The sequence below is a fragment of the Mesorhizobium sp. M0815 genome (assembly GCF_040319995.1).
Lineage (GTDB): Bacteria > Pseudomonadota > Alphaproteobacteria > Rhizobiales > Rhizobiaceae > Mesorhizobium.
In genome coordinates, this window is record NZ_JAMYOU010000032.1 from 1 (window position 1) to 21,543 (window position 21,543).

12 protein-coding genes and 11 pseudogenes are annotated in these 21,543 nt (G+C 59.9%); 11 read left to right on the top strand and 12 right to left on the bottom strand.

All coding sequences use genetic code 11. The annotated features are described in order from the left end of the window. Nucleotides 1-177 precede the first annotated feature (177 nt). Nucleotides 178-2,244 carry a carbamoyltransferase family protein gene (locus NKI01_RS25925; protein WP_352493622.1) on the bottom strand — a complete coding sequence of 689 codons (2,067 nt, stop codon included), beginning with the start codon at nt 2,242-2,244 and terminating at the stop codon, nt 178-180. Between the two features lie 1,013 nt (nt 2,245-3,257). Here NKI01_RS25925 and nadE point away from each other — a divergent pair. The 3 pseudogenes from nadE to NKI01_RS25940 all read left to right on the top strand — a co-directional run. Then, nucleotides 3,258-3,589: pseudogene (gene nadE / locus NKI01_RS25930) on the top strand (NAD(+) synthase); the annotation flags it as partial. Between the two features lie 405 nt (nt 3,590-3,994). Continuing rightward, nucleotides 3,995-5,076: pseudogene (locus tag NKI01_RS25935) on the top strand (sensor histidine kinase). Between the two features lie 661 nt (nt 5,077-5,737). Beyond that, a pseudogene (locus NKI01_RS25940) lies at nt 5,738-5,803 on the top strand (hypothetical protein); the annotation flags it as partial. A gap of 195 nt (nt 5,804-5,998) precedes the next feature. Here NKI01_RS25940 and NKI01_RS25945 read toward each other — a convergent pair. Then, nucleotides 5,999-6,317: pseudogene (locus NKI01_RS25945) on the bottom strand (integrase); the annotation flags it as partial. A gap of 191 nt (nt 6,318-6,508) precedes the next feature. Between NKI01_RS25945 and NKI01_RS25950 the strand changes: the two are divergent. Then, on the top strand, nt 6,509-8,170 hold the full coding sequence (locus NKI01_RS25950; RefSeq protein WP_352493621.1) for a tannase/feruloyl esterase family alpha/beta hydrolase: 1,662 nt from the start codon (nt 6,509-6,511) through the stop codon (nt 8,168-8,170). 242 nt (nt 8,171-8,412) lie between these two features. Here the strand turns inward: NKI01_RS25950 and NKI01_RS25955 are convergent. Next, nucleotides 8,413-9,536: pseudogene (locus NKI01_RS25955) on the bottom strand (tyrosine-type recombinase/integrase). A gap of 536 nt (nt 9,537-10,072) precedes the next feature. On the opposite strand from NKI01_RS25955, the gene NKI01_RS25960 reads away from it, so the two are divergent. After that, a complete protein-coding gene (locus tag NKI01_RS25960) occupies nt 10,073-11,041 on the top strand; it encodes a glycosyltransferase family 10 domain-containing protein (protein WP_352453731.1) in 969 nt (322 codons plus the stop codon). A gap of 138 nt (nt 11,042-11,179) precedes the next feature. Here NKI01_RS25960 and NKI01_RS25965 read toward each other — a convergent pair whose 3' ends face one another. The 8 genes and pseudogenes from NKI01_RS25965 to NKI01_RS26000 all read right to left on the bottom strand — a co-directional run bounded on the left by NKI01_RS25965 (nt 11,180) and on the right by NKI01_RS26000 (nt 16,215). Further along, entirely contained in the window at nt 11,180-11,536 is a 357-nt protein-coding gene (locus NKI01_RS25965) for a hypothetical protein (protein WP_352453730.1), read from the bottom strand. A 266-nt stretch (nt 11,537-11,802) separates the two neighbouring features. After that, nucleotides 11,803-11,958, bottom strand: a pseudogene (locus tag NKI01_RS25970) (ATP-binding protein); the annotation flags it as partial. Between the two features lie 71 nt (nt 11,959-12,029). Then, nucleotides 12,030-12,316: pseudogene (locus NKI01_RS25975) on the bottom strand (transposase); the annotation flags it as partial. 106 nt (nt 12,317-12,422) lie between these two features. Next, on the bottom strand, nt 12,423-13,445 hold the full coding sequence (locus tag NKI01_RS25980; RefSeq protein WP_502899471.1) for a transketolase family protein: 1,023 nt from the start codon (nt 13,443-13,445) through the stop codon (nt 12,423-12,425). Next, nucleotides 13,442-14,281 (bottom strand): transketolase, encoded by an 840-nt coding sequence (locus NKI01_RS25985; protein WP_352884912.1) that lies wholly within the window; start codon nt 14,279-14,281, stop codon nt 13,442-13,444. Before NKI01_RS25985 ends, NKI01_RS25980 begins: the two co-directional genes overlap by 4 nt. Before the next feature lie 19 nt (nt 14,282-14,300). Next, nucleotides 14,301-15,053, bottom strand: a complete 753-nt coding sequence (locus NKI01_RS25990; RefSeq protein WP_352884914.1) for an SDR family NAD(P)-dependent oxidoreductase — start codon at nt 15,051-15,053, stop codon at nt 14,301-14,303. 35 nt (nt 15,054-15,088) lie between these two features. Continuing rightward, nucleotides 15,089-15,857 (bottom strand): annotated as a pseudogene (locus NKI01_RS25995) (amidohydrolase family protein). Beyond that, on the bottom strand, nt 15,748-16,215 hold the full coding sequence (locus tag NKI01_RS26000) for an ATP-binding cassette domain-containing protein (protein WP_352965148.1): 468 nt from the start codon (nt 16,213-16,215) through the stop codon (nt 15,748-15,750). Before NKI01_RS26000 ends, NKI01_RS25995 begins: the two are co-directional and overlap by 110 nt. A 122-nt stretch (nt 16,216-16,337) precedes the next feature. On the opposite strand from NKI01_RS26000, the gene NKI01_RS26005 reads away from it, so the two are divergent. Next, nucleotides 16,338-17,306 carry a LysR substrate-binding domain-containing protein gene (locus NKI01_RS26005; RefSeq protein WP_352965150.1) on the top strand — a complete coding sequence of 323 codons (969 nt, stop codon included), beginning with the start codon at nt 16,338-16,340 and terminating at the stop codon, nt 17,304-17,306. Between the two features lie 202 nt (nt 17,307-17,508). On the opposite strand, the pseudogene NKI01_RS26010 reads toward NKI01_RS26005, so the two are convergent. Next, nucleotides 17,509-18,490 (bottom strand): annotated as a pseudogene (locus NKI01_RS26010) (IS5 family transposase). A 12-nt stretch (nt 18,491-18,502) separates the two neighbouring features. Between NKI01_RS26010 and NKI01_RS30895 the strand changes: the two are divergent. From NKI01_RS30895 to NKI01_RS26035, 5 genes and pseudogenes are all read left to right on the top strand, one after another. After that, the gene (locus NKI01_RS30895; protein ID WP_502899472.1) at nt 18,503-19,072 is read left to right on the top strand and encodes a hypothetical protein; all 570 of its coding nucleotides are present in this window, start codon (nt 18,503-18,505) and stop codon (nt 19,070-19,072) included. 1 nt (nt 19,073) lies between these two features. After that, nucleotides 19,074-19,370, top strand: coding sequence for a hypothetical protein (locus NKI01_RS26020; protein WP_352965177.1), 297 nt, complete (start codon nt 19,074-19,076; stop codon nt 19,368-19,370). Further along, a pseudogene (locus NKI01_RS26025) lies at nt 19,304-19,861 on the top strand (DUF1403 family protein); the annotation flags it as partial. The gene NKI01_RS26020 and the pseudogene NKI01_RS26025, both read left to right, overlap by 67 nt. A 5-nt stretch (nt 19,862-19,866) precedes the next feature. After that, nucleotides 19,867-20,552: pseudogene (scpB, locus tag NKI01_RS26030) on the top strand (SMC-Scp complex subunit ScpB). Nucleotides 20,553-21,056: 504 nt separating this feature from the next. Next, on the top strand, nt 21,057-21,203 hold the full coding sequence (locus NKI01_RS26035; protein WP_352884855.1) for a helix-turn-helix domain-containing protein: 147 nt from the start codon (nt 21,057-21,059) through the stop codon (nt 21,201-21,203). Nucleotides 21,204-21,543: the final 340 nt, after the last annotated feature.

A 21,543-nucleotide genomic window follows, 5' to 3' on the forward strand; every position in this document is an offset into this window, starting at 1 on the left:
AAAACTACCCCGCTAAACACCCCCCCCCCCCCGGGGTTTTTTGGCGCGGGGCGGGGCCCCACAAAAATCTCGGCAAAAAAAACCCCGTTTTATCCCCCCCCCGCCCCCCCGGGGGCGCGCGGCCCGGCGGCGTCGATGAACACCTTTATTCGCCGAGCTTGGATAGCGGCATCCCTATCACGCTGAGAGCCTGTTATGCTGGTCCAGCGTTTGATCGCAGTCTTGATCCATGCGAGCAGCTTGTGAGGGATGCAACCGAACGAGGCGCTGCTCCCACAGTCGTCGCAGGCCCTCCATCACAGCGTCACGCTTAGCCTGATCCGGCGCAATTGTATTGAGGAGATCTCCCAACATGGCTTCGCCCTCAATCCGCATCAGCAGATTAAACAAGTCGTGTGAAATTCGTACACTGTCACTGCTGAAGTGGGTCGTGCTGATCTCGCAGTGAGTCTCCCGACGATCTGGCGCTTTGTAAGCGCGGGTTTGATGGAGGGACACATAGGGCGGCAACGAAACCGCAAGCGCAGTCCAATCCTGCAGCGTTGCAGCCCGCTTTTTTACCAGGAAGGGCCCGACCACAAGTCCATCCAGCTCTGTCGTCAGAAAGGTGGCAATCGCGTCTGCAACCGAATCCACGATCGGTTCGGCATTGTTGTTAAAGGACGTATTGAGCAGAATTGGAGTGCCTGTGCGCTTCTTGAACGCATTGATGACCTCCCAGTACGCGGGATTGGCGTTGCGCGATACTGTTTGCAGGCGAGCGGTACCGTCGACGTGCGTGATGGCACCGAGCAAGGCGCGCTTTGAGTCACGCACGCGAACGACGAAATTCATGAATGGAAATTCGTGCCTACCGTCCGGCAGGTCGAAAAATTCGCTCGCATCCTCCTCCAGCACAGATGGCGCGAAGGGCCGATAGCCTTCGCGCTTCTTGACCATCGCATTGATCCGGTCCTTGTTTGCGGCGGGCCGAGGGTCGGCAAGAATGCTGCGGTTGCCCAGCGCACGTGGCCCAAACTCCGAACGACCCTGCACCCAGCCGATCACGGCGCCGTTGGCGATCCAGTCGGCTGCACTGCTTGCCACGTCATCAGAGCGTTCAACCTCGAGATGTCCGGCCCATGCATTCAGTTCCTGTTGCACGGCGCGCTCGCTCCCGAGATCAGGACCCCAATAGACCTCCTGCAGTCGCTCACACGGCGCGGGGCGGCCCATCTCGTTAGAGACTATCAGCGCAGCTCCCAATGCGCAGCCAGCGTCGTGAGACGCGGGTTGCACGAAAATGTCTTCGAAAAGCCCTGAATACAGCAGCTTACCGTTCATCGTGCAGTTGTGGGCCACCCCCCCCGCCAGGCACAACCGCTTCATGCCGGTGGCCTCACGGTGATGCCGGAGAATGTGGAACACGATCCGCTCAAGCGCTTCCTGCAGTGACGCACTCACATCTCGATGCTGCTGGGTGAAGGGCATTCCCTTTCGCCTGACCTCGATATTGCGGAGCAACGCCGGACCGATGCGGTCGAGGTGAACACGGTAGCCACCGCCGTTGGCGGAGAGCTCGTAGAACTGCTCGAAGAGCTCGCGATAGGGAGCGGGGTCGCCGTAGGGCGCGAGTCCCATTACCTTATACTCGTCGAACAAGCCGTAGCCGAGATAGCGGATCGTCTCGAGATAAAACAGCCCAAGAGAATTGTTCTCGGGGAAAGCCTCGAGTTGCGTAATTTCTGTGCCAGACCCTACCGCCAAGAGGCCCGATAGGAAATCACCAGAGCCATCAATCGCTAGAATGAGACTTTGTTCGAAGCCCGACATTGCAAAGGCGCTCACGGCGTGCGCCTGATGATGACTTACGAATGAAATACGCGAACTGTCCAACTTAGTGCCGAACTCACGCGTTAACAGATCCTGCACCAACGTTTTAGCATCCAGCGGAATGGAGAGAATGTCCGGGTGGGACGCGGACATACCTTCAAGCATGGCGTTGGCATAGGGCTCGCTGGCGTAGAGCGCGACACGATCAATGTCGTTGAGCTGAACCCCCGCCGCTGACAGACAGTATTGAATCGAACGAATTGGGAGCTTGTTGGAGTGTTTCATCCGATTGAGGCGTTCCTCTTCGACGGCTGCTATCACCCGTCCGTCTCGGACGAGCACCGCGGCGCCATCGTGCATAAAGGCGTTCCGAAGCTCGAATCGGTTTTCATGGACTTGGTCAAGTCCGCCGCTAATTCCTAGACACAGCATTTCTTTCTCCACATAGTGACGGGCAAGCCAAATTGGCCTGCCTCAGACCGTTTCCAACTAAATAGGCCGCGTTGTCGCTTGCAGCTGCAACCGCCTGTCAGGCATCACCGGCATCAAAGAACGCCTCATAAGGGTCCGCCTGAATCAACATGAGATGCTTCGATCGTGGTGCCTGCCGTTCCATGACGCCGAGAGCTTGGCTGGATCATCGAATCTTGAGCGGCTGCTGACTTGCATGCCGGCGATGCCGTTTTCATCTGCAGCACGAACTTGTGACGCGGGCTGCCTATACCCTTGCGAAGGGGCGGCTGTTGACGAATAATGCCGCGCCGTGAACTGGCCCGATTTCATTCCCCGAAAGACAGTCGCACAGGCGAGTGACATGTGCTGCACTGTCCGCCTGCTTCCCGGTCGCACATCCGATACCGCCTTCGCTTGTGCAGGAGGCCGCATCGCGTCATTCGTCGGCCAAACATGGCACCGACTGGAAGCCCGGCAATACCGCGTAGATGTAAAGTGCGCTGATGTTGTATGGTAGCGCTGCCGGCCGGGTCTCCAATCCGCTGCCCAAACGAGCGGACTGCCTGCAGCAAAAAGCCCGCCACAAGCAGAATCGCGCTGGGCAGCTGGCTCGCTTGCAAGACTTCGCAGCTCAGGAACATTGGGGACGACTAGCGTCGAACCGCCGACATGATCGGCCAGTTGCAACTCACTTCTCGGCACGACCTCCACTGCACGTCAGGGCGCATGGAAGATTTTCTCCTTTGGATGGGTGATCGGTGCGGACGTGCTTTTGTCCATGCAAGATTTCCGTAGAGTTATGAAATCGTTTGTTTCGATCAAAGTCATCCACGCTATGAATAGCTGCCGGACATGCGCTTCAAAGGGGCTTCAGGCTTCCCGGATGGCTACTCCGATTCGAAGCGCGTGGCATTCCATGCGCTCTATGACAACATTTTTCAGCAAAGGGTATGAGAGCAAACCCACACTTCTTTTTCAGAAGTCGCTTCGAAGCAGCCGAGGCCTTGATGGGCTTCTTCACCAAGTTCGGCGATGGTGCCGCAGACATTCTTCCTCTTTCCGGGCTGAACAAGCGCAGAGTTCGCGCCTTGGCAGTGTATCTGGGCGCTCCGTCTGATCTTGTTGAAAAGATCCCGACCGCCGACCTGGAGAACCTCGTCCCGGTCTCACATACGATGAGATTGACGACTTCCTCGAAGGCCAAGAGATCAACGAAGCGGCGCACAGGCGTATACTTCATGCGCATTCCAGCACAGCCCATAAGCGAGCGCTTCCCGTCACAACGATTGCCATGACGGGTTCGATATTTAGGCATCGGCAATAGCGTCTCAACATACACGATCGATGGGCTTGCCGCAGTTAGGCAGCTAGCGGCCTGAATTACCGCTGGAGCGAAGCGCTGCTCTTTCAGCCCGCATGCGGTCATGAGGTTGACAGTGTCGGCACGTATCGCCGAGGCCGGCACGCGAACTCATTCTCCCTGAATGCCTGCTCTATCGATCTTCCGCAGCGTACCCACTTGACCGGTCGCTTCGACATTCCAAGGCACCTGGATTGTAGCCGATCCTTGCCGCTCTCCTTCGGCCGGTCGCAATGCTAGACGTGCGGCCGTTACGCTATGCAGAGCTGGTTGTCAGATGCGTGATGCGAAACGTGAGATGCAGCTCCAGTTTTGGCGATGGCGGGCTCGCCGCATTGTTGATATCATCCGCACAGAACAGGCGCGCAAATGACATCGGATTCAGAGAAGGCTGAGGCGGTCGAGCAGTTACTTGATACACCTGACCTTGCAACCGCACTGGAAAGCGAACAGTTCAAGAAATTCCTCGACCAGGTGCCGATCGCCATAGCCGTTTCGGACCTTGCCGGTGAAGAGCGCGTGGTCTACGCCAATCCGGAATTCGAGAAACTCTCAGGCCTGATGGCCGCCAGGCTCACCCAAGAAAACTGGGCGGCCCTTTTAGGCACGGGCCTCCATCAGCAAAAGGACAGGCCGCTAGCCGAGGCGGTGGTCGAGGGAACCGATTTGGTCGGCACCTTCAGGCTGGAGCGCGGCGAGGACAAACCCGCGATCGTCGACGTTTATTCGAACGAAATAGAGGACGACAACGGCAAGGTTTGCTTCCGACTGGTGGCCCTGGTCGACGTATCGGCTCACGGGGAGGCGGGAGATCAGCGCTCGGCCGAGGAGCGTGTCAGCGAGAAAGACACCCTGCTTCGCGAACTGCAGCACAGGGTGAAGAACAACCTGCAGATGATCACCGCACTGATCCGGCTGGAAAGCCGCAACGCTACCGAGGCCGACCGGAGACGGTTTGAGCGGCTCGCCGGTCGCGCGACGCTTTGGCGATCCTCTACCAGACGCTAACGGCCGACGAGCCGAAGGAGGAGGTCGACCTTGGTGTGTATCTCAGCCAGGTCGCGTCCTCGGTGATGAGCTCGCATGCAGTCGAGGGGATCCGGCTGGATATGAAGGTGGATACATATCCGGTGTCAATAAACGTCGCCATGCCGGCGGGACTGGTCGTGAACGAATTGCTGACCAATTCACTAAAACATGCCTTCCGGGGGCGCGACGGCGGTACGATAACGCTGCACAGCATCGTCGATGGCGACGGCTGCCGGGTTATTGTGGCGGACGACGGAATCGGCCTGCCGGAAGGCGAGGTGTGGCCCAAACCAGGCAAGCTCGGAGCGCTGATCGCGCGATCGCTGACCGAGAACGCCAAGGCGCAGCTAGCCGTCGAGTCCAGCGCCAACAAAGGGACGAAGGTGACCATCGTTTTCAAGCGGTCGGCGGCAGCAAGCTGAACGGTTGCTGTCGAACTAGCAGGCTGGCGGCTGGCTTCATGTCGCGGCTTTGAGCAGGTGGCTGCAAATAGGCTAGGTCGCCCTTCACGGCCTGTTTCACATGGTCGAGGTCTTCCATTATGCTCCAGGCTTGCTGCTTCTGACTTCGGCGGCCAGTCCATCCCCACCTAGCGGAAGGCACTCCCGCCTGATTACGTTGCGGCTTGAGTCTTGACGGCGGGGGCACCTGACGCCTTCGCGCTCATCACGCGCGGGCCGGCAATTCAGCAGCGAGTCATCGCTTGGCCAATCTTGCCGAGGACGAAGGTCTAACCTACAAATAAAATTGGTCCGACTGTTCGTGGCCGGAGGTAACCGCGAATTTGCGCTATCGGGACAGGAGAGCAGTGCTGTAGGCAAACCGCGATGCGTGCATTCGTTCGATTGGTTCTACGATTATCCTGACGCCTGGGGTGACCAGTTGCACCAGTATTTCCTACTACGCGCAATCTTTGTAGGGTCATGTGCAGATCATCGCGGCCCGCCAAGACATCGGAAAACTGATCGACGATCCTTCAACCCCTGAGATATTGCGCGCCCGAATGGCATCGGCGGCCGCCATATAATAGTTTGCGGCAAAGACGGCCGCGATCGAACGGCTGAGGACGCGCTCGCCAACAGATTGCGCGACAGACGATGGGGTGGATACCGCGGATACGACGCCTGGTTCGATGCTCCGATCAACAACGCGAAGCTCGCCGCGACTTCCGTCTACAGCGATTCGGTTCAAAGGCTTGGCGCGTTGGACAAAGCTCGCCGCGCCGAAGCGCGATGCATAGAAGCCGGGATAAGTCGCCCGAACACAAGTCGAACAAGCGGAGTGGTCGACCGTTTCGTCCTCCCCGGGGACGAGCCGGTTGCTCTGGCCTGGGGCGACCTGATGGGTCTTGCGGAGCACCGTCTCCAGCATGGCGATCAGGTCTTCGGGAAGTATGGCCTCATTCTGCACAGACGGTTTTGCGTGGCTGTTACGGATGCCGGCGGGCACGGTGGCGATATGGCGGTCCTTTCGATCGAGCGGCTCGCCACGCTGCGTATAATTCCACGCCAGGGAGGAGAGACGGCGCTCGATCGTCGCCACAGAGTTTGGTTTCTTGTCTCCTGTAACCTTTCTGGATGCACAGGCCGTGATGTAGAGGCCGACGGTCTGCGGATCAGGCGGCAACACCTCCGAGGTGCTGCCGGCGCGCCCAGGCGCAAAAAATCCGCTCTCGACCGAGCGGCGTCAGACCGGTATTCTTATGGATGTTCATCCGGTCCCCCTGGAGTCACTGAAGCTTCGACAATCTCAGCTTTCCCGGTTCGGACCGGATGGACAAGCTACTGAAAGCTCACAACTAGCTACCAATGCGATCAGCTTTCGGGCTATCGGGCGCATCCAGGGAGGATGGGTATGTTCTTGGCTAACGGGCTCAAGCTGCGGGACCGCGGGTGCACGCTGGCACTGATGTTGGCGATTATATGTGTATGTGCGCCTGCACTGGCGGCAAACGCGTCGGATCAGGCGTGCCGGTCCATCGCCAAGCTCAAAATTCCAAGCGTGATCTTTACCGAGGCTAGCCTTCAAAAGCCGCAGGAGATCCCCGCAGATCCCTTCACTGCATTCACCGGCGCCTCGCCTCAGGCGGTAAAAGTGGGCGGGCACTGCCTTGTCCGAGGTGTTATCGGGAAACGCCAGGGGGTCGATGGTCAATCATATGGCACCCGGTTTGAGGTGCGTCTTCCGACGACCTGGAACGACATGTTCCTTTTCCAGGGCGGCGGCGCAGTTGATGGCTTCCTGGCGCCGGCCGTCGGGACCATTCCTTGCCGGAACTCGACCGCGGCTCCCGGGCTCTTGCGCGGCTACGCTGTTGTAAGCATGGATGGCGGGCACCCAAGCCCCGATCCGGCTTTCGGGGTCGATCAAGCCGCACGCATTGATTTTGCGTACGCCTCCATTGGCAAAGTCACTTCGGTCTCGAAGCAGGTGATTGCAAAGTTCTATGGGGCGGCTCCGAAAAAGTCGGTGTTCATGGGATGCTCGAATGGCGGTCGTGAGGCGTTGATAGCGGCTCAGCGATATCCGCTCGAGTTCGACGGCATTGTTGCAGGTAGCCCGGGTTTTCGTCTCAGTGCCGCCAACATTGCCGAAGCCTGGGATACTCGCCAGTACATGAGCATCGCTCCCAAGGATGAGGCCGGCCATCCCATTCTGTCCCGCGCCTTCTCCCAGCAGGATCTGAACATCGTCGCCAAGGCGGTTCTCGCTGCCTGTGATGCCCGCGATGGCATTGAGGATGGCGTCATCAACGCCTGGCAGCAGTGCCGGTTCGACCCAAAGGTCCTGTCCTGCCAAGGCGATAAGACGGACAGCTGCCTCACGGCTGGTCAAGTGCAGGCCATGAGCCGCGCGTTCGCGGGTCCGGAAAGCTCCGATGGCGAAAAGCTTTACAGCGATTGGCCATATGATACGGGCGTTGCGGGCGCGGACTGGAGAATGTGGAAGCTGGGCAATTCCCCCACTTCCCAGTCGGATGCAAATAACATCGTTCTGGGAGCCCGCTCGCTTCAATACTACTTCATGACGCCCCCGGCGCCGAATTTTGACCCCCTGAAGTTCGACTTCGACAAGGATCCGGCACGCGTTGCGGATACGGCCAAGCTCAATGATGCGACCGGCACGTATCTCGCCAGCTTCGCTGCCCACGGTGGAAAGCTGCTCTTGTTTCAGGGACTTTCCGATCCGGTCTTCTCAGCCAACGATCTGGTGCGCTGGTACAAGCAAGTCGTCGAGGTCACAAGCGGCGGCGATTTGGAAGCGACTCGCCGTTTCGTGCGCATGTTCATAATCCCGGGGATGACCCACTGCGGCGATGGCCAAGCCTTCGACGACTTTGATCCTTTGGCCGCCATCGAGGGCTGGATAAACCAAGACAAGGCTCCGGATTCTCTCGCGGCTGGCAGCAAGGCATTCCCCGGCAAGCACCAGCCGATCTGCGCTTATCCCACTCAAGCTGCCTATGGCGGTAAGGGAAATCCCGATGAGATCGCGAGCTATTCGTGTCGGGGATAAGAGACCTCGTCATTTGTTCGCTTCAATCTGCGCGCATTCCCGGAACAGGTCTCCCGGACCAAGGATCGGTTGGAAAAGCTAAACCCGGAATTTGTGGGCCGTGCCATAACGCAGTTGATGATCATGCCTGACTACGAAGCGTCGGCCGCCGATAGTCTGGACACAGCGCTCGCTGTGCTCGATGAGGTAATTGTTATCGGCTGAGATCTGACCGCCTCATCCCAGCGGACAAAACGGGGGCATCAGAGCCCGGACGCCTTGGTGAGATTTACGCGGAAACGATCGCGCCGGCGCTGATAATTTCGCGTCATCTCCGCGGAGGCATGGCCGAGCTGTTTTTGCACATAGCGTTCGTCGACCTCGGCCGACGAGGCGAGGCCGGCGCGCAGTGAGTGGCCGGCGAATTTCTTGGCCCGTTCGCCCTCCGACAGATCGCCGCGCACGCCGGCGGCGAGCGCCGTGCGCTTGACCAGGCGTGCGACCTCCTGGTCGTTCAAGCGATCGGCACCGACGGCTCTGCCTTGACCAGCAACGCGCCGAAACAGCGGTCCGTGCGCAATGCGCGCCAGTCTTAGCCAGGTCTGCAGAGCGACCACAGGGCAGGTGGCGTCGGAGGAGCCGCGGCCGATTTCGACCTCGCGCCAGCCGGTTTTGCCGCGCAATGTGACAAGCAGACCCTTATCGGCAAAAATCTCGACCCAGCCGCGCCCGTCCTCGGTCTGATCCCTGCCGACGTCGAGGCCGACGATTTCGGATCGGCGAAGGCCGCCGGCGAGACCCAAAAGCAGCATGGCGCGGTCGCGCAGACCACGCAGCGTGCCGCGGTCGAGGGTCTCGAACATGCGATCAGATCCTCGGGCAGGATCGCTTCCTTCTGCCGGGGAGGGGAGGCGTGGGTGTTGCGAACGCCAGCCATCACCGTGGCGATATGCCGGTCCTTGCGGTCCAGCGGCTGGCCGCGCTGGGCAAAATTCCAGGAGAGCGACGAAAGCCGGCGCTCGATGGTTGAAACGGTGTTGGGCTTTTTGTCGCCAGTGGCCGTACCTGACGCGCAGGCGGCGATATAGAGCCCGACGACCTCAGGATCGGGCGGGAACATCTCGATGCCTTGGCGCCGGCACCAGCTCGAAAAATGCTTCCAGTCGGCTGCGTAGGCGCGGCGCGTGTTGGCCGAACTCGCCGCCTCGATATAATCGCGCGCGCGGCCGGCGAGCGCCTCAAGATGCGCAGGCAGGCTGGGATTGGCAATGGCTGGAAGGGGAGGGGACGAGGCTAGGTCGGCATCGCCCATCTGCATGACGATATCGATGATGTCGGGCAAAGCCGCGGCGCTTTGTGTGTGAAGCTTGTCCGAAATTCGTAGCATGTTTCGGACATCTTGACCGTCACTTCGTCCGAAATCGGACCACAGATTTCGGACAAAGCCCCGGCATCAACCCGCCAATATCTCGATCTGCCGTCGCCGCTGCAAACGTCGCCTGTGAGAGGCGAGCCGCCTCTAAACTGGTCGTATATCCCGATTAATAATAAGAATGTAGTCAACTTCCATATTTTAGAGGGCACGCATGCTGCCACTCAACCGGCCTGATCACCACACAAAGTGAGGAAGAACCTGGTTAGGTGCAAAGCGACAATTGCCTCGACAGCGGGTCCCGGAAGGTTTATGCTGCCCAATCTTACCGCAATCCGAAATGGCGATTGAGTACCTTCACGAGTGAAGGGATTCCCGCGGTCTTAGAGATGAGTTGTCGAATGGCGCGAAGTCGCACAGAATCGCGAAGTCGCACAGAATCGTGTGTTTGATACCGATCAGGATCGCGAGCTATTTCAGGCGCAGAGAGGTCTTGCGCCCGATGCACGAGTTGCTCCCGGTCCAACGGAAGTGAATGGGGTGGAACTGCTTTGTCGACCAAATTGTTGACGGAACGTCCGGCGCCCATTGTTGCTACATGTCTGGATTCTTGGGGCGTTTTGGATGATGCAATCCACCATCTCACTCCAAAGGGCAGTGGAATCTGGAACAATGTCGCTTTTGTACGCAGGACATCCTTCGCGCCCGATTGGCATATTGTCTTTAACTCTGCTTCTATTTTTGGGCTCCCTGTTGATATCGAGGCGAGTCCAAACAGGACAATTTTTGCAATCGGCGAACCGCCGACGAAAGCTCATCGCGCATTTCATGAAGGGCAAGGGAAAAATACCATCGTCCTGACGTCTGACGCAGAGCTGGCTGCTCGGCAGAATGCAGAGCGCCGATTCGTTTTGTCTCCACCTATCACTCGGTCTTGGTCTGTAACAAAGACATATGACCAACTTCTGGTCAGCGAAGTCGTGGACAAGCCGCTTCGGCTCTCATGGATTACCAGTAACATCGCCCTGCTTAAAGGGCATCGATATCGGCTGGCGTTTCTGGAACGGCTGAGAGAGGAGCTCGATTTTGACCTGTTCGGCCGAGGTTTTCGGCTGATTGGAGATAAATGGGACGCACTCGCACCGTACCGTTACAGTATAGCTTTCGAGAATACTCGTGCTGATTACTATTTTACAGAGAAGCTTATGGACTGCTTCGTTGCTGAAACAATGCCGATCTATTACGGCAGCCCGGCAATCACGAGGTTCTTCCCTTCCGACTCAATGGTTCTGATTGACCCAGAGGACAAGAACGTAATCCAAAAAATTCAAGAAATCATCGACTCGGACCTCTGGAAGGAGCGTCGCGGCGCAATACAAGAGGCGAAGCGGTTGGTTCTTGAGAAATACAATACGTTTGCTTATCTCGCGGGCTTCATCGAAAGCGTTCACGATAAACCCTTACCGCCGGAAGTTATACACATCGGTTCGCCTGCGGTCGATTTTGGGACAGACGAATGAAGTACTCCAACGCTCGCTTCGCGTGCCCGGCGGTTGGTGGTCTGGCGAGATCGGTACGGAGCGCTCGGCGGAGAATGCCTACCTGCGCAGACGGGCCAGCACGGGCGCACGAGGTCATGCGCCCCCGGCTGCCGCTGATCAGACGAACTGGGGAAGGCCAGGAACGGAATTGAGGACCTCGTCCACGAGTTCGTCGCCGGCATGTTCCTTGGCGAAGGCGATCGTCTCGTTGGCGATGGCGGCGATCTTTAGAATGCTGAGACCCTCACTCATCAATTGCTGGCCGAGCCCCATGAGGCCGCCTCCGCCCTCTGGGTCGTTGCCATGATACTTCGCCACTAATTCCGAAGCTCCGGGAATGGCCGCGATCATGCGCGCAACGGGACCGTCGGCCGCGTGGCGTTGCAGGAAACCCAGCATTAACCCAACGGCCTTCTCTGCGAGAGCCGGGCCGATGCCGGCACCAGTGGCGATGCGCGATAAGAATTCTTCCATGGCAGGGTTCGTCTCTCTTTAATGAGGTTTACACGGGGCCGGTCCGGCGCCCAAAGCGCCCTTGGCCGAACCACAATTGAACTCCACAAAAATAGGCCGGCGGAAGTGCTATTGCAACTGCGCGTAAAACCGCCTCTGTCAACGCAAGCTGCGTCGGACGTGCGTATTTCGCAAAAACGGGACAGTCGTTCCGCTAAATCGCGGACAGCAGTTTCACTAAATCGCGGACAGCAGGATCGGGTCGACCCCCGGTTGCCTGGTTGAACTCATTTGCGATTGATTTCGCCGTTTTCGGCGCCGGTCAAGGGCGGCGGTGTTTTTTGCTTTCTCATGCTGTCGCCTTCGAGGGTGATGCGATGGGCGTTGTGGATGATCCGGTCGAGAATGGCGTCGGCTATTGTCGGCTCCGCGAATGCTTCATGATGCACCTTTCCTTGATCGCCTGGTCCGTTGCAGTCGGCGTTGAAGTTGATCGATCTGGTCGCTGGAAAGGTTTCCGCTTGGCCGCGGGCGTCACCATTTCTTTCCCACAAGATCCTTCAACGCGGCATTGTCGAGCATGGCGTCGGCCAAAAGCCGCTTCAGCCGCGTGTTCTCGTCCTCCAGAGCCTTCAGTCGCCGAGCCCCGCAGACATCCATCCCGCCGAAGCGGGCCTTCCAGTTGTAAATCGAGGCGTCGCTGACCCCGTGCTTGCGGCACAGATCGGCAACCGATACCCCGGCCTCATGTTCCTTCAAAATTCCGATGATCTGCTCTTCAGAGAAGCGGCTACGTTTCATGTCCTGGTCCTCTCGATGGGCCACAACGAACTTCAAACCGGATTAGATAAGAGGGGCAAGGTCAAGGTCGATGACTCAACTGTTGTGTGGGGAGAGCTCTTACTTCTCATTCGCTCCAAATGCGGACGCGGCGCACGAGCTCGGAAGTTGAGATCCCGTAGCGATCGTGAAGCGTCGGCAGCGCGCCAGCGTCGAGGAACTCGTCGGGCAGGGCGATCTGGCGAAAGACTGGGGTCACTCTCTCGCGCATCAGCAGCGCGGCAACGCCTTCGCCAAGGCCACCAATGATGGTGTGGTTCTCCGCCGCCACCACCAGCCGTCCCGAACGGCGCGCGGCAGCGAGTATCGCCTCCGTATCCAGAGGTTTGATCGTCGGAACGTGCAGAACGGCGCAGCCGATCCTGTCGGCTTCAAGCGCCTTCGCGGCCTCCAGCGCGCGCATGGTCATCAGGCCGCTGGAAATGAACAATACGTCCGCGCCCTCGCGCAGCATTCGCGCCTTGCCGATTTCAAATGTATAGTCGTCTTCGTCGAGCACGACAGGAACCTTACCGCGCGAAAGCCGCATGTAGACCGGCCCGTTGTAGTCCGCGATCGCCTCCGTGGCCTGTTCGATGTCGAGCGCGTCGCAAGGGTCGATGATCGTCAGGTTCGGCATCCCGCGGAAAATCGCGATGTCCTCCGTCGCCTGGTGGCTGGGGCCGTAGCCGGTCGTCAGCCCCGGTAAGGCGCAGACGATCTTCACATTGAGTTTCTCCTCGGCGATCGCCATGCAGATGAAATCGTAGGCACGTCGCGATGCGAAGACGGCGTAGGTGCTGGCGAAGGGCGTAAAACCCTCCCGCGCCAAGCCGGCGGCGGCGCTCATCAGCACCTGCTCCGCCATGCCCATCTGATAGAAGCGGTCCGGATGCTCCTGTGCGAAGACATGGAGATCGGTGTATTTCGCGAGGTCCGCCGTCAGGCCAACTATCCCGGGCCGCTGGTGCGCCAGTCTGGCCAGTGTGTGCCCGAACGGCGCATTGCGTGTCGGTACGCCATCGGGCGCGATCGACGCGATCATCGCCGATGTGGTCTTGCGCTCACCGGCATTGGCGGCGTGGCGCGGCGCGAACTTTGACAACTTCAACGCGGACGTCCCTTTTCCAAAGCTTCGAGCGCTAACGTCCATTCGTGCGGTTCGACGCGGATGAAATGCGTGATGTCGCGGGTTTCCAGGAATGGCACACCCTTGGCCATGCGCGTATCGCAAACGATCACACGCGGACGAGGTTCCTTCAGGCCGCGCGCCATGTCGAAGGCCTTGCGGACCGCCTCGATGTCGTTGCCGTCGACGCGCTGCGCATGCCAGCCGAACGCCTCGAACTTGTCGGTCACCGGTTCGGAGGAGAGCATGGCCGTCGACGGACCATCGGCCTGCTGATTGTTGAAGTCGACAATGGCAATGAGATTGTCGAGCTTGTGGTGGGCGGCCGACATCGCGGCTTCCCAGGTCGAGCCCTCACCGAGCTCGCCGTCGGACAAAAGATTGTAGACGAAACTGTCGCTTCGCTTGCGCGTCAGCCCCATGCACATGCCAACGGCAATGCCAAGGCCGTGACCGAGCGAGCCGCCGGTGATCTCCATGCCGGGCGTGTATGGCGCCATGCCGGACATCGGCATACGGCTTTCATCGCTGCCATAGGTTTCGAGCTCTTCCTCCGGCAGCACGCCCGCTTCGATCAGAGCCGCGTAGAGCGCGAGCGCATAGTGTCCGATCGACAGCAGGAAGCGGTCGCGTCCCTCCCACAACGTGTCCTCCGGCCGGTAACGAAGCGCATGGAAATAGGCGACGGCAAGCACGTCGGCGACACCCAGCGCCTGTCCGACATAACCTTGGCCCTGGACTTGACCCATCCGCACGGCGTGTCGGCGGATACGATAGGCTCGTTCGGCCAGGCTGACATTGCTGCCAGCGCGAGGCATCTCAAGCTCCGTTGTCCACTCAGCCATGGATTAGCATCCCACCGTTGACATCGATCACGGCGCCGGTGATGTAGCTGGCCAGATCGGAAGCCAGGAAGAGATAGGCGCCGGCTACGTCGCGCGCCTCGCCCAGCCGGCTGAGCGGGATTCCCTTGATGATGTCGGCGCGCATGGCGTTGGTCAGTTTGCCGCCGGTGATGTCGGTCTGGATCAGGCCCGGTGTGATGCAGTTGACGCGGATGCCTTCGGGACCGAATTCGCGCGCCATGGCCTTGGCAAGCCCCAGAACACCCGCCTTGGCAGCCGAATAGTGCGGGCCACCGAAGATGCCGCCGCCGCGCTGGGCCGAAACTGACGACATGCAGATGATCGAGCCGCCGCCATTTTCGCGCATGTGCGGGATGAATGCCTGGCTGAGATGGAGCACGCCGCGTAGGTTGACATCGAGGATGCGGTCCCAGTCAGCCGCGCTGATCTCCAGCGTCTTGACCGGCTGCGTGACGCCCGCATTGTTGCAGAGCACATCGATCCTGCCCAAGGTTTCTGTCACTTGCGCCGCCGCCCTCTTGCAGGCGTCGAGGTCCGCGACGTTGCACGCAAGGCCGATATGGTCGGGTCCAAGCGACGCAGCGGCATCACGCGCTTGCCCGTCATCGAGGTCGAGTATTGCAACGCGAGCCCCGTGCTGTACCATCAGCGCTGCCGTGGAGCGGCCAATTCCCCGGGGGCCCGCGGCCCCCGAAATCACCACGGCCTTGCCCTTCAGCAACAAGTCGAACTCTCCTGCTATTTCTGTTTGCCGGTGATCTAAAGTCGGTAGAACCGGGCGGCGTTGTCATGGAACAGCGCGAGCCGCTCCTCGTGCGGGTGGGCGATCGTAATTTCCTTGAAGGCGTTCAAAATGGCGTCGAAGCTCGAGAACAGCTTGTCGACGGGGAAGTTCGTCGCGAACATCGAGCGGCCGACGCCGAAGGCTGCGATCGCCTCCTCGATGCTCGGCGCCGTCGACCTGCATGCCGGTGTGATTGAGAATGATCTGCACGGCGGGAAAGTCGCGCGCCAGTTCGAGGAACTCGCTCATCTGCGGATAGTAGAGCTGCGGGTCGAAGCTCAGCCCGCGCTTCGCCAGCTCCCGGAAGCCGCGCCGCCATTCGGGCGTACGACTGACCTCCGGCCGCGCCAGATAGGTCTCGGCGGGGTCGGGATGATAATTCATCGGCTGCCGCATGCCGCGGAAGTTCGGATATTCCATGTGGCGGTCGAGGAGGTCGCCGACGTCGGGTTGGGACAGGTCGGCATAGCCGACGATGCCATGGGGAAAGCCTCGCTTATTGGCGATCTCCTGCAGCCAGCGCGTTTCCCCAACCGGATCGCCGGGATCGAGAAGCAGCACTTCGGCTCCGGTGGAAGGGCACGAGCGATCCGGACGATCTGGCCTTCGTGGAGGGACAATTTGCGTGCCGGCATTATCGATGCTCGCTTCGCCGATCGCTGGGTCGATCAGCTGGAGCGCTCCGAGCGCAGTTTCGCGCGTGCGGCGACGGCTGATCTGCGACCAGCCCGACCTCGCATGCACAATGCCGATGTTTTCCGCGACCGGACAGCTCGGGCAACAGCGCCAGCTCCTGATGCACCACCGCGATGATCGGGCTGTTGTGGTCGGCCTCCGACGAGGCGAAGCCAATCTCGCCGGCTTCGCGTGAGGTCAGCCCTGTGACGATGCGGATGAGAGTGCTTTTGCCGGCGCCGTTGCCGCCCAGGAGCGCGTGGATTTCGTCGGCCCGGACCTGAAAACTCACACCCCGCAGGACACGGGTTGCGTCATAACTCTTCTCGATATTGGCAGCTTCGATCAGGGGCTTCCTGGTCAATATCTGTCCAACTCCCGGCACGTTGCCGGCGCTACCCAAGCTTTGGGTTGAACTCGGCTCCATCCTGTATCTCCTTCCGGGACCACTGTGCGACCGATTGACATTCGGCTCAATTTTCGTTTCTTAACATTCTGTGTAGCTGAGCTTAACTGACGAGGACGAGGTCAGACATCAAGTTCAATTCGATGACGCATTTCGAGGCAGTCGCGCGGCTCGGCGGCGTGGCAAAGGCCGCTCAGGAATTGCAGGTGACACCTTCGGCGGTTAGCCAGCAGCTGCGGCTGCTCGAACACCAACTCGGGGTGCGGCTTTTTCAGCGCGAAAAGCGCCATCTCTCGCTCACGATCGACGGTGAGCGGCTCTTCCAGACCACGACCCAGGCTTTCGAATCCATACGCGAGGTGCGTAATGCCATTGTGCGGCAGCGCGAAAGCTTCCAGCTTAGCCTGCGCGTCAGTCCTTCCTTCGGCGAGAAATGGCTGGCGCCGCGGTTGGCCGAGTTCAGCAAGGGCTATCCGAGCTGGAATTTGCGCGTCGCCACGCCCAATTTCTCGGATTTCGAAACGGAGGTCATCGATCTCGATCTTCGTTATGGCGACGGCGGCTGGGCCGGCCTTTATTCGGATTGCGTCGTCAACGATCTGATCCTGCCGATGTGCTCGCCTTCCTATCTTGCCGAACTGCGCGCGATCTCACCGGATCCGCGGGAGCAGCTTCGCCATGCGCGGTTGATCGACAGTGTGAAGGCCTATTTCCGGTGGGATTATTGGCTGCCGTGCAACGGTATCCAGGGCGCCCGCATGACGTATCCCTATCGTTTCGACCGTTCGTCAATGTCAGTTCAACTGGCGAAGGACGGTGCAGGTGTGGTCCTGGAAAGCACATCCATCGCATTCGAGGACCTGGTGTCAGGTTCTCTGGTTCCGGTCTCGATAGAGTTCGAGGTCATCGAGTTTCCGGGATACTGGCTGGTCTGTCCTTCGCGGCATATGAACCGGCGCGCGGTTCGCCTGTTTTCGGACTGGGTGTCACGCGTGGGTAAGCGCGACACCGATCTGGCTCGCCGGTTTCTGGCGGATAAGCAACTGCGCATATCGTTCGAACGACGGCCTCATTTCGGGGCACGGGATGACAAAGCGGCGCCAATGGCGTGAACAGTTCGGCGTTCAAGACATGGCAAGACGAAGATTGACAGCACGTTGCGGTTGAGGAGCTGGCAAAACCCAGGCTGTGTGCAAGCGAATGGGTTGGCCCCGCTTTTCATTTTCCGCGTAGCCTGTGCCTGTGGCTGCCCGCGCCACAAGGCATTGGTGCAAAATGTGGCATTAGGCACAATCAGCTCTTTGATGCCGCCTGCTATGTCGGCCTTGCCGGGCAGCGAACGGACTCCGGGCGTGCGCACGCCGTCATGCGGTTGAGAACGGCGCAGCCGATGGCGACCTCGGTCTGCTGAGCCGAAAAGGAGCGGGCTCGCAGGCGACGTCCGATCAGCCCCTTGTAGCGCCCGACGGCGGTCTCGATCAGGGCGCGCTTGCCATAGCCGGTGGACGCCTGCCAATTCAGCCTTCCATCATTGGCGATCGCCGTGATGTGACCGTCCCTTTGACCGGGTGGTCCGGTGTCATCACTCTCCACGGCCGTTGAACGTGGCGGGATGACTATCCTTGCGGGGACGCTGTGTTGCAGCACCGCGCAGTAGGTGGGACCGCCATCATATGCTCCGTCGGCCGTGAATTGGTCGATCTCTGCGTCGATCCGGTCGAGCAGCGGCTTCACCTGCGTGGGATCGTCGCCGTCCTGGTCGGTCAGACAATGGGCGATGATCTCGCCGCTGTCGGCATTGAGAACCAAATGCAGCTTGCGCCAGGTCCGGCGTGATCTGGCACCGTGCTTGTCTTCCAGCCATTGGCCGGCGCCGTAGACTTTCATCCGGTGCTATCGATCAGCACATGCAGCGGACCGTCCTCGGATGCCGCTGCCGCTTGGCCGATGGTTCCCATATCTGCGCCCGGCGGCTTAGCGTCGTGTGATCGGGAACCGGTAGATCAAGCCCCATCAGATCGAGCAGCGAGGTCGCCAATCCCTCGCTCTGGCGCAGACGAAGCCCGAAGACGCATCCCAGTGTCAAGACCGCCTCGATGGCGAGATCGGAATAGCGGGGCTGGCCGCCGCGGGTCGTTCTTCGCGGCGCATGCCACCTGGCCAAGGCTTCTTCTGTCAACCACAGCGTCAGACTGCCGCGCCGCCGAAGGCCCGCCTCGTATTCCGGCCAGTTTGTCACCTTGAATTTCATCTTCGCGACTCGGTGACGGCGGCTGGCATTGTGTTTGTAGGGTATCGGGCGAAGATCATGTCGTTGGCGATCTCGCCTGCCTATCGGCAAACCCTTGAAAAATGTTCCACGCACCAACGCCTCGACAAACACCTTTCTTCATACATTTCCCGAACGACCCCCAGCGCAAAGCCTCCCCATGAGAAAAGAGCATCCCATGTCTTTCACGCCATTGATTGCCCCGAGATCAAGGCCCGCTACCGGGATTTTCATCTGATCAGCATTGTGGTGCGGAACGCTGGAATCGACGTGCCGGATGCACAGGCGTTGAACGACACGATTGCGGCGGCGGAACAGGCGGCGCTTCGCGATGACGCCCAAAGGGACGCGCATCTTGCGGCGTGGGCCGTTGCCTACGAGGCTTTCGGCACAAAGGCCAATCGAACGCCGTGCTCGGCCGCCGCGCTTCTCAAGCGGGTGCGGAAAGATGGCTCTCTCCGCGGATTTCCCCACTGGTTGATGCCTACAATGCCGTCAGCGTGTTGTATGGCCTTCCGATTGGCGGGGAAGATCTCGATCTCTACCAGGGGTCCCGAGACTTTTAATTGCGAAGGGAGCGGAGCCATTCGACACGATCGAGCAAGGTGAAATGGTAACCGAGCATCCCGAACCGGGCGAAGTCATCTGGTGCGAGGTGTCACGTGCCGCCGCTGGAACTGGCGGCAGGGGCGGCGCACCATGGGTCACGGTCGATACCCGCGCCATGTGGCTCGTGCTGGAAGCCCTCGGCCCAATGTCAGCTAAACAGATGACGGGCACCGGAGAGCATTTGATGGGACTTATCCAAGCGTTGTGCCCGGGTGCGCGAATCGAAACCGCGCGGTCCGCGATCTGGCGGATGACCTTCGACAGCTTTCTGCCAGCATCGGAATTGTCGGCATGCTGACTGGCGCATTCATGGCCGCCAAACGACATGGCTTCGGACGCACCTTCGGATGCTGGCTCGCCGACGTCCTGCTGGCGCAGCGGTTGGGCTGGGCCCATGCGGTGCCGTTGCTGGGCGCGGAGGTGGCTTTGGGCTCAGGACCCGGCCGCTCCCGCCGCTCGACAATTGCCATTGCGGCGAGCACCGGGGATGAAGCCGATCGAGCGAAAGGACTGCTTGCCGCCCAGGCGCGCGCTGCGTTGCGCGCAATTGATCTTCACGCCGAACTCGGGCGCCGCGCGGACCGGCTGCTTGCCGTCGCCCCGAAACTCAGGGCCAAGGCGGCAGACGCCGTTGTCGGAAAGCTCCTGTCCGACGATGCGATCGTCGCGTCCGAAAAGATCGCCGGCATGAGTGATCGCGGCCTGCGCCGACTGTTCGACCGGCTGGTCGAACTCGGCGCCGTGCGTGAACTGTCCGGCCGCCCAACCTTCCGCATCTACGGACTGTGAAGACCATGGTGGAAGCGGCGCGCAGACGAGGGAAGGGCCGGTCAGATGACGGTCGATCAGGCGACCGCCTGTTTGATAAGGAACTGGATCACCTACCGCCGGAGGCGCGCTGGCGCGAATGGATGCACCGCGTCGAGGCGACCATTTTTGCGGCCAGCGAGCCGGTCAACCACGAAACGCTCGCCCGCATCGTCGGCAAAAGCTGCAGCATTGATCTCCTCATCGGCGACATCCGCGAAGAACTGCGCGGTCGGCCCTATGACCTCGTCGCCGTCGCCGGCGGCTGGAAGCATCTGACGCGGCCGGCCTATGCCGATGCCATCGCGCGGCAGACCTCACGCAGTCAGAGGTGCTCGTGCTGATGTGCATCGGCTACTTCCAGCCGATCACCCGCGCCGAGTTGTCTTCGTTCTTCGGCAAGGAGATCAGCCGCGATCTCATCGGTCATCTGCGCGGCGCGAAGCTGATTGCGTCCGGTCCGCGCAGCCCAACGCCCGGCGCGCCTTACACCTATGTCACGACCAAACAATTCCTACTGGAGTTCGGGCTCGACACACTGCGCGACCTGCCGGATTTCGAGGCGCTTGAGGATGCAGGACTGCTAAGCAAGGAAAAGCTGCTGGCTGGCGATATCATGCCAGGGTTTGCCGATGACCGCGATCCTGGCGCTAGCGCCGTAGGGGACAAATAGTCCCCGCGCCAAGACAGGAGGGGCCGCCGTCAATCCGTCAGGCTTGTGCAACTCCAACGTTGTGGTGTGGCTTTGACGTGGTTCGATCGGCGACCACGCGCAGATAGGCCGTCAGCACGTCGGCGGGAGTCGGCGAAGCGAGCAATTAATTCATCATGGCCGCTCGCTGCCAGGATCACTCGGCGCCGTTGCGAGTGTGGGTGCCGTCGGTCCCTGTGGACCTGCGATGCGATACTTCCCAAAAGGGCGTGGGCTAGACCTGTTCGGTCGTGAGTATCCACCAAGACCACATCGATGCGTTTTGTTCATCGACCACGATGCGAACCAGGTCTCCTGCGTCGCCACAGCGGGATCGGTCGATCCGGCTCGTCGATTTTTCCTCGATGCCATATCCGCGACAGCAGATAGCGGCTTGCGGAAGCTTGTCCGGCTTCAGCAAGCGCGTCTACAGATGGAACGAGAGCCTTGTCGCGGCGAGTCGTATCCGCGACTATGGTGTCGACGATGGCGAAGGTGACCCAACGTGGCGCGCTCAATCTTATTGCCGATTTGGGGGTGCGGGAGATGACCGGGAGAGGGCGGTATCGAGCATGGGCAATTATCTGGACTCTCCCTCGTTTGACGATAGACCGAGAAATACTCGCCGCGTAAAGTTGCATTCAGTGGGGGATAATAAATGCCATCGTTGAAGACAAATCTCGTCAAAAGAATTGATCGGCTTCCCAAGCCGACCAACGCTGCAGACGCCATGCAACCACTTTCGAAGCGGTCAGTAATTCGATTCACAGCACACAGGACCGGTTCAAGGAAAACGTCGCAACCAAAGGGAAAATCATTGTCACCCTCACCATGGCGCGCCGACAGGCGCCCGCAAAGATTGTGGTCGAAGACAATGGCATGGGGCTCGACGGCAGAAACTATGACGCTTTCACCACTACCGATACGGACAATAAGATTGCGCGCGGAGGCAAGGGCGTAGGGCGTCTATTGT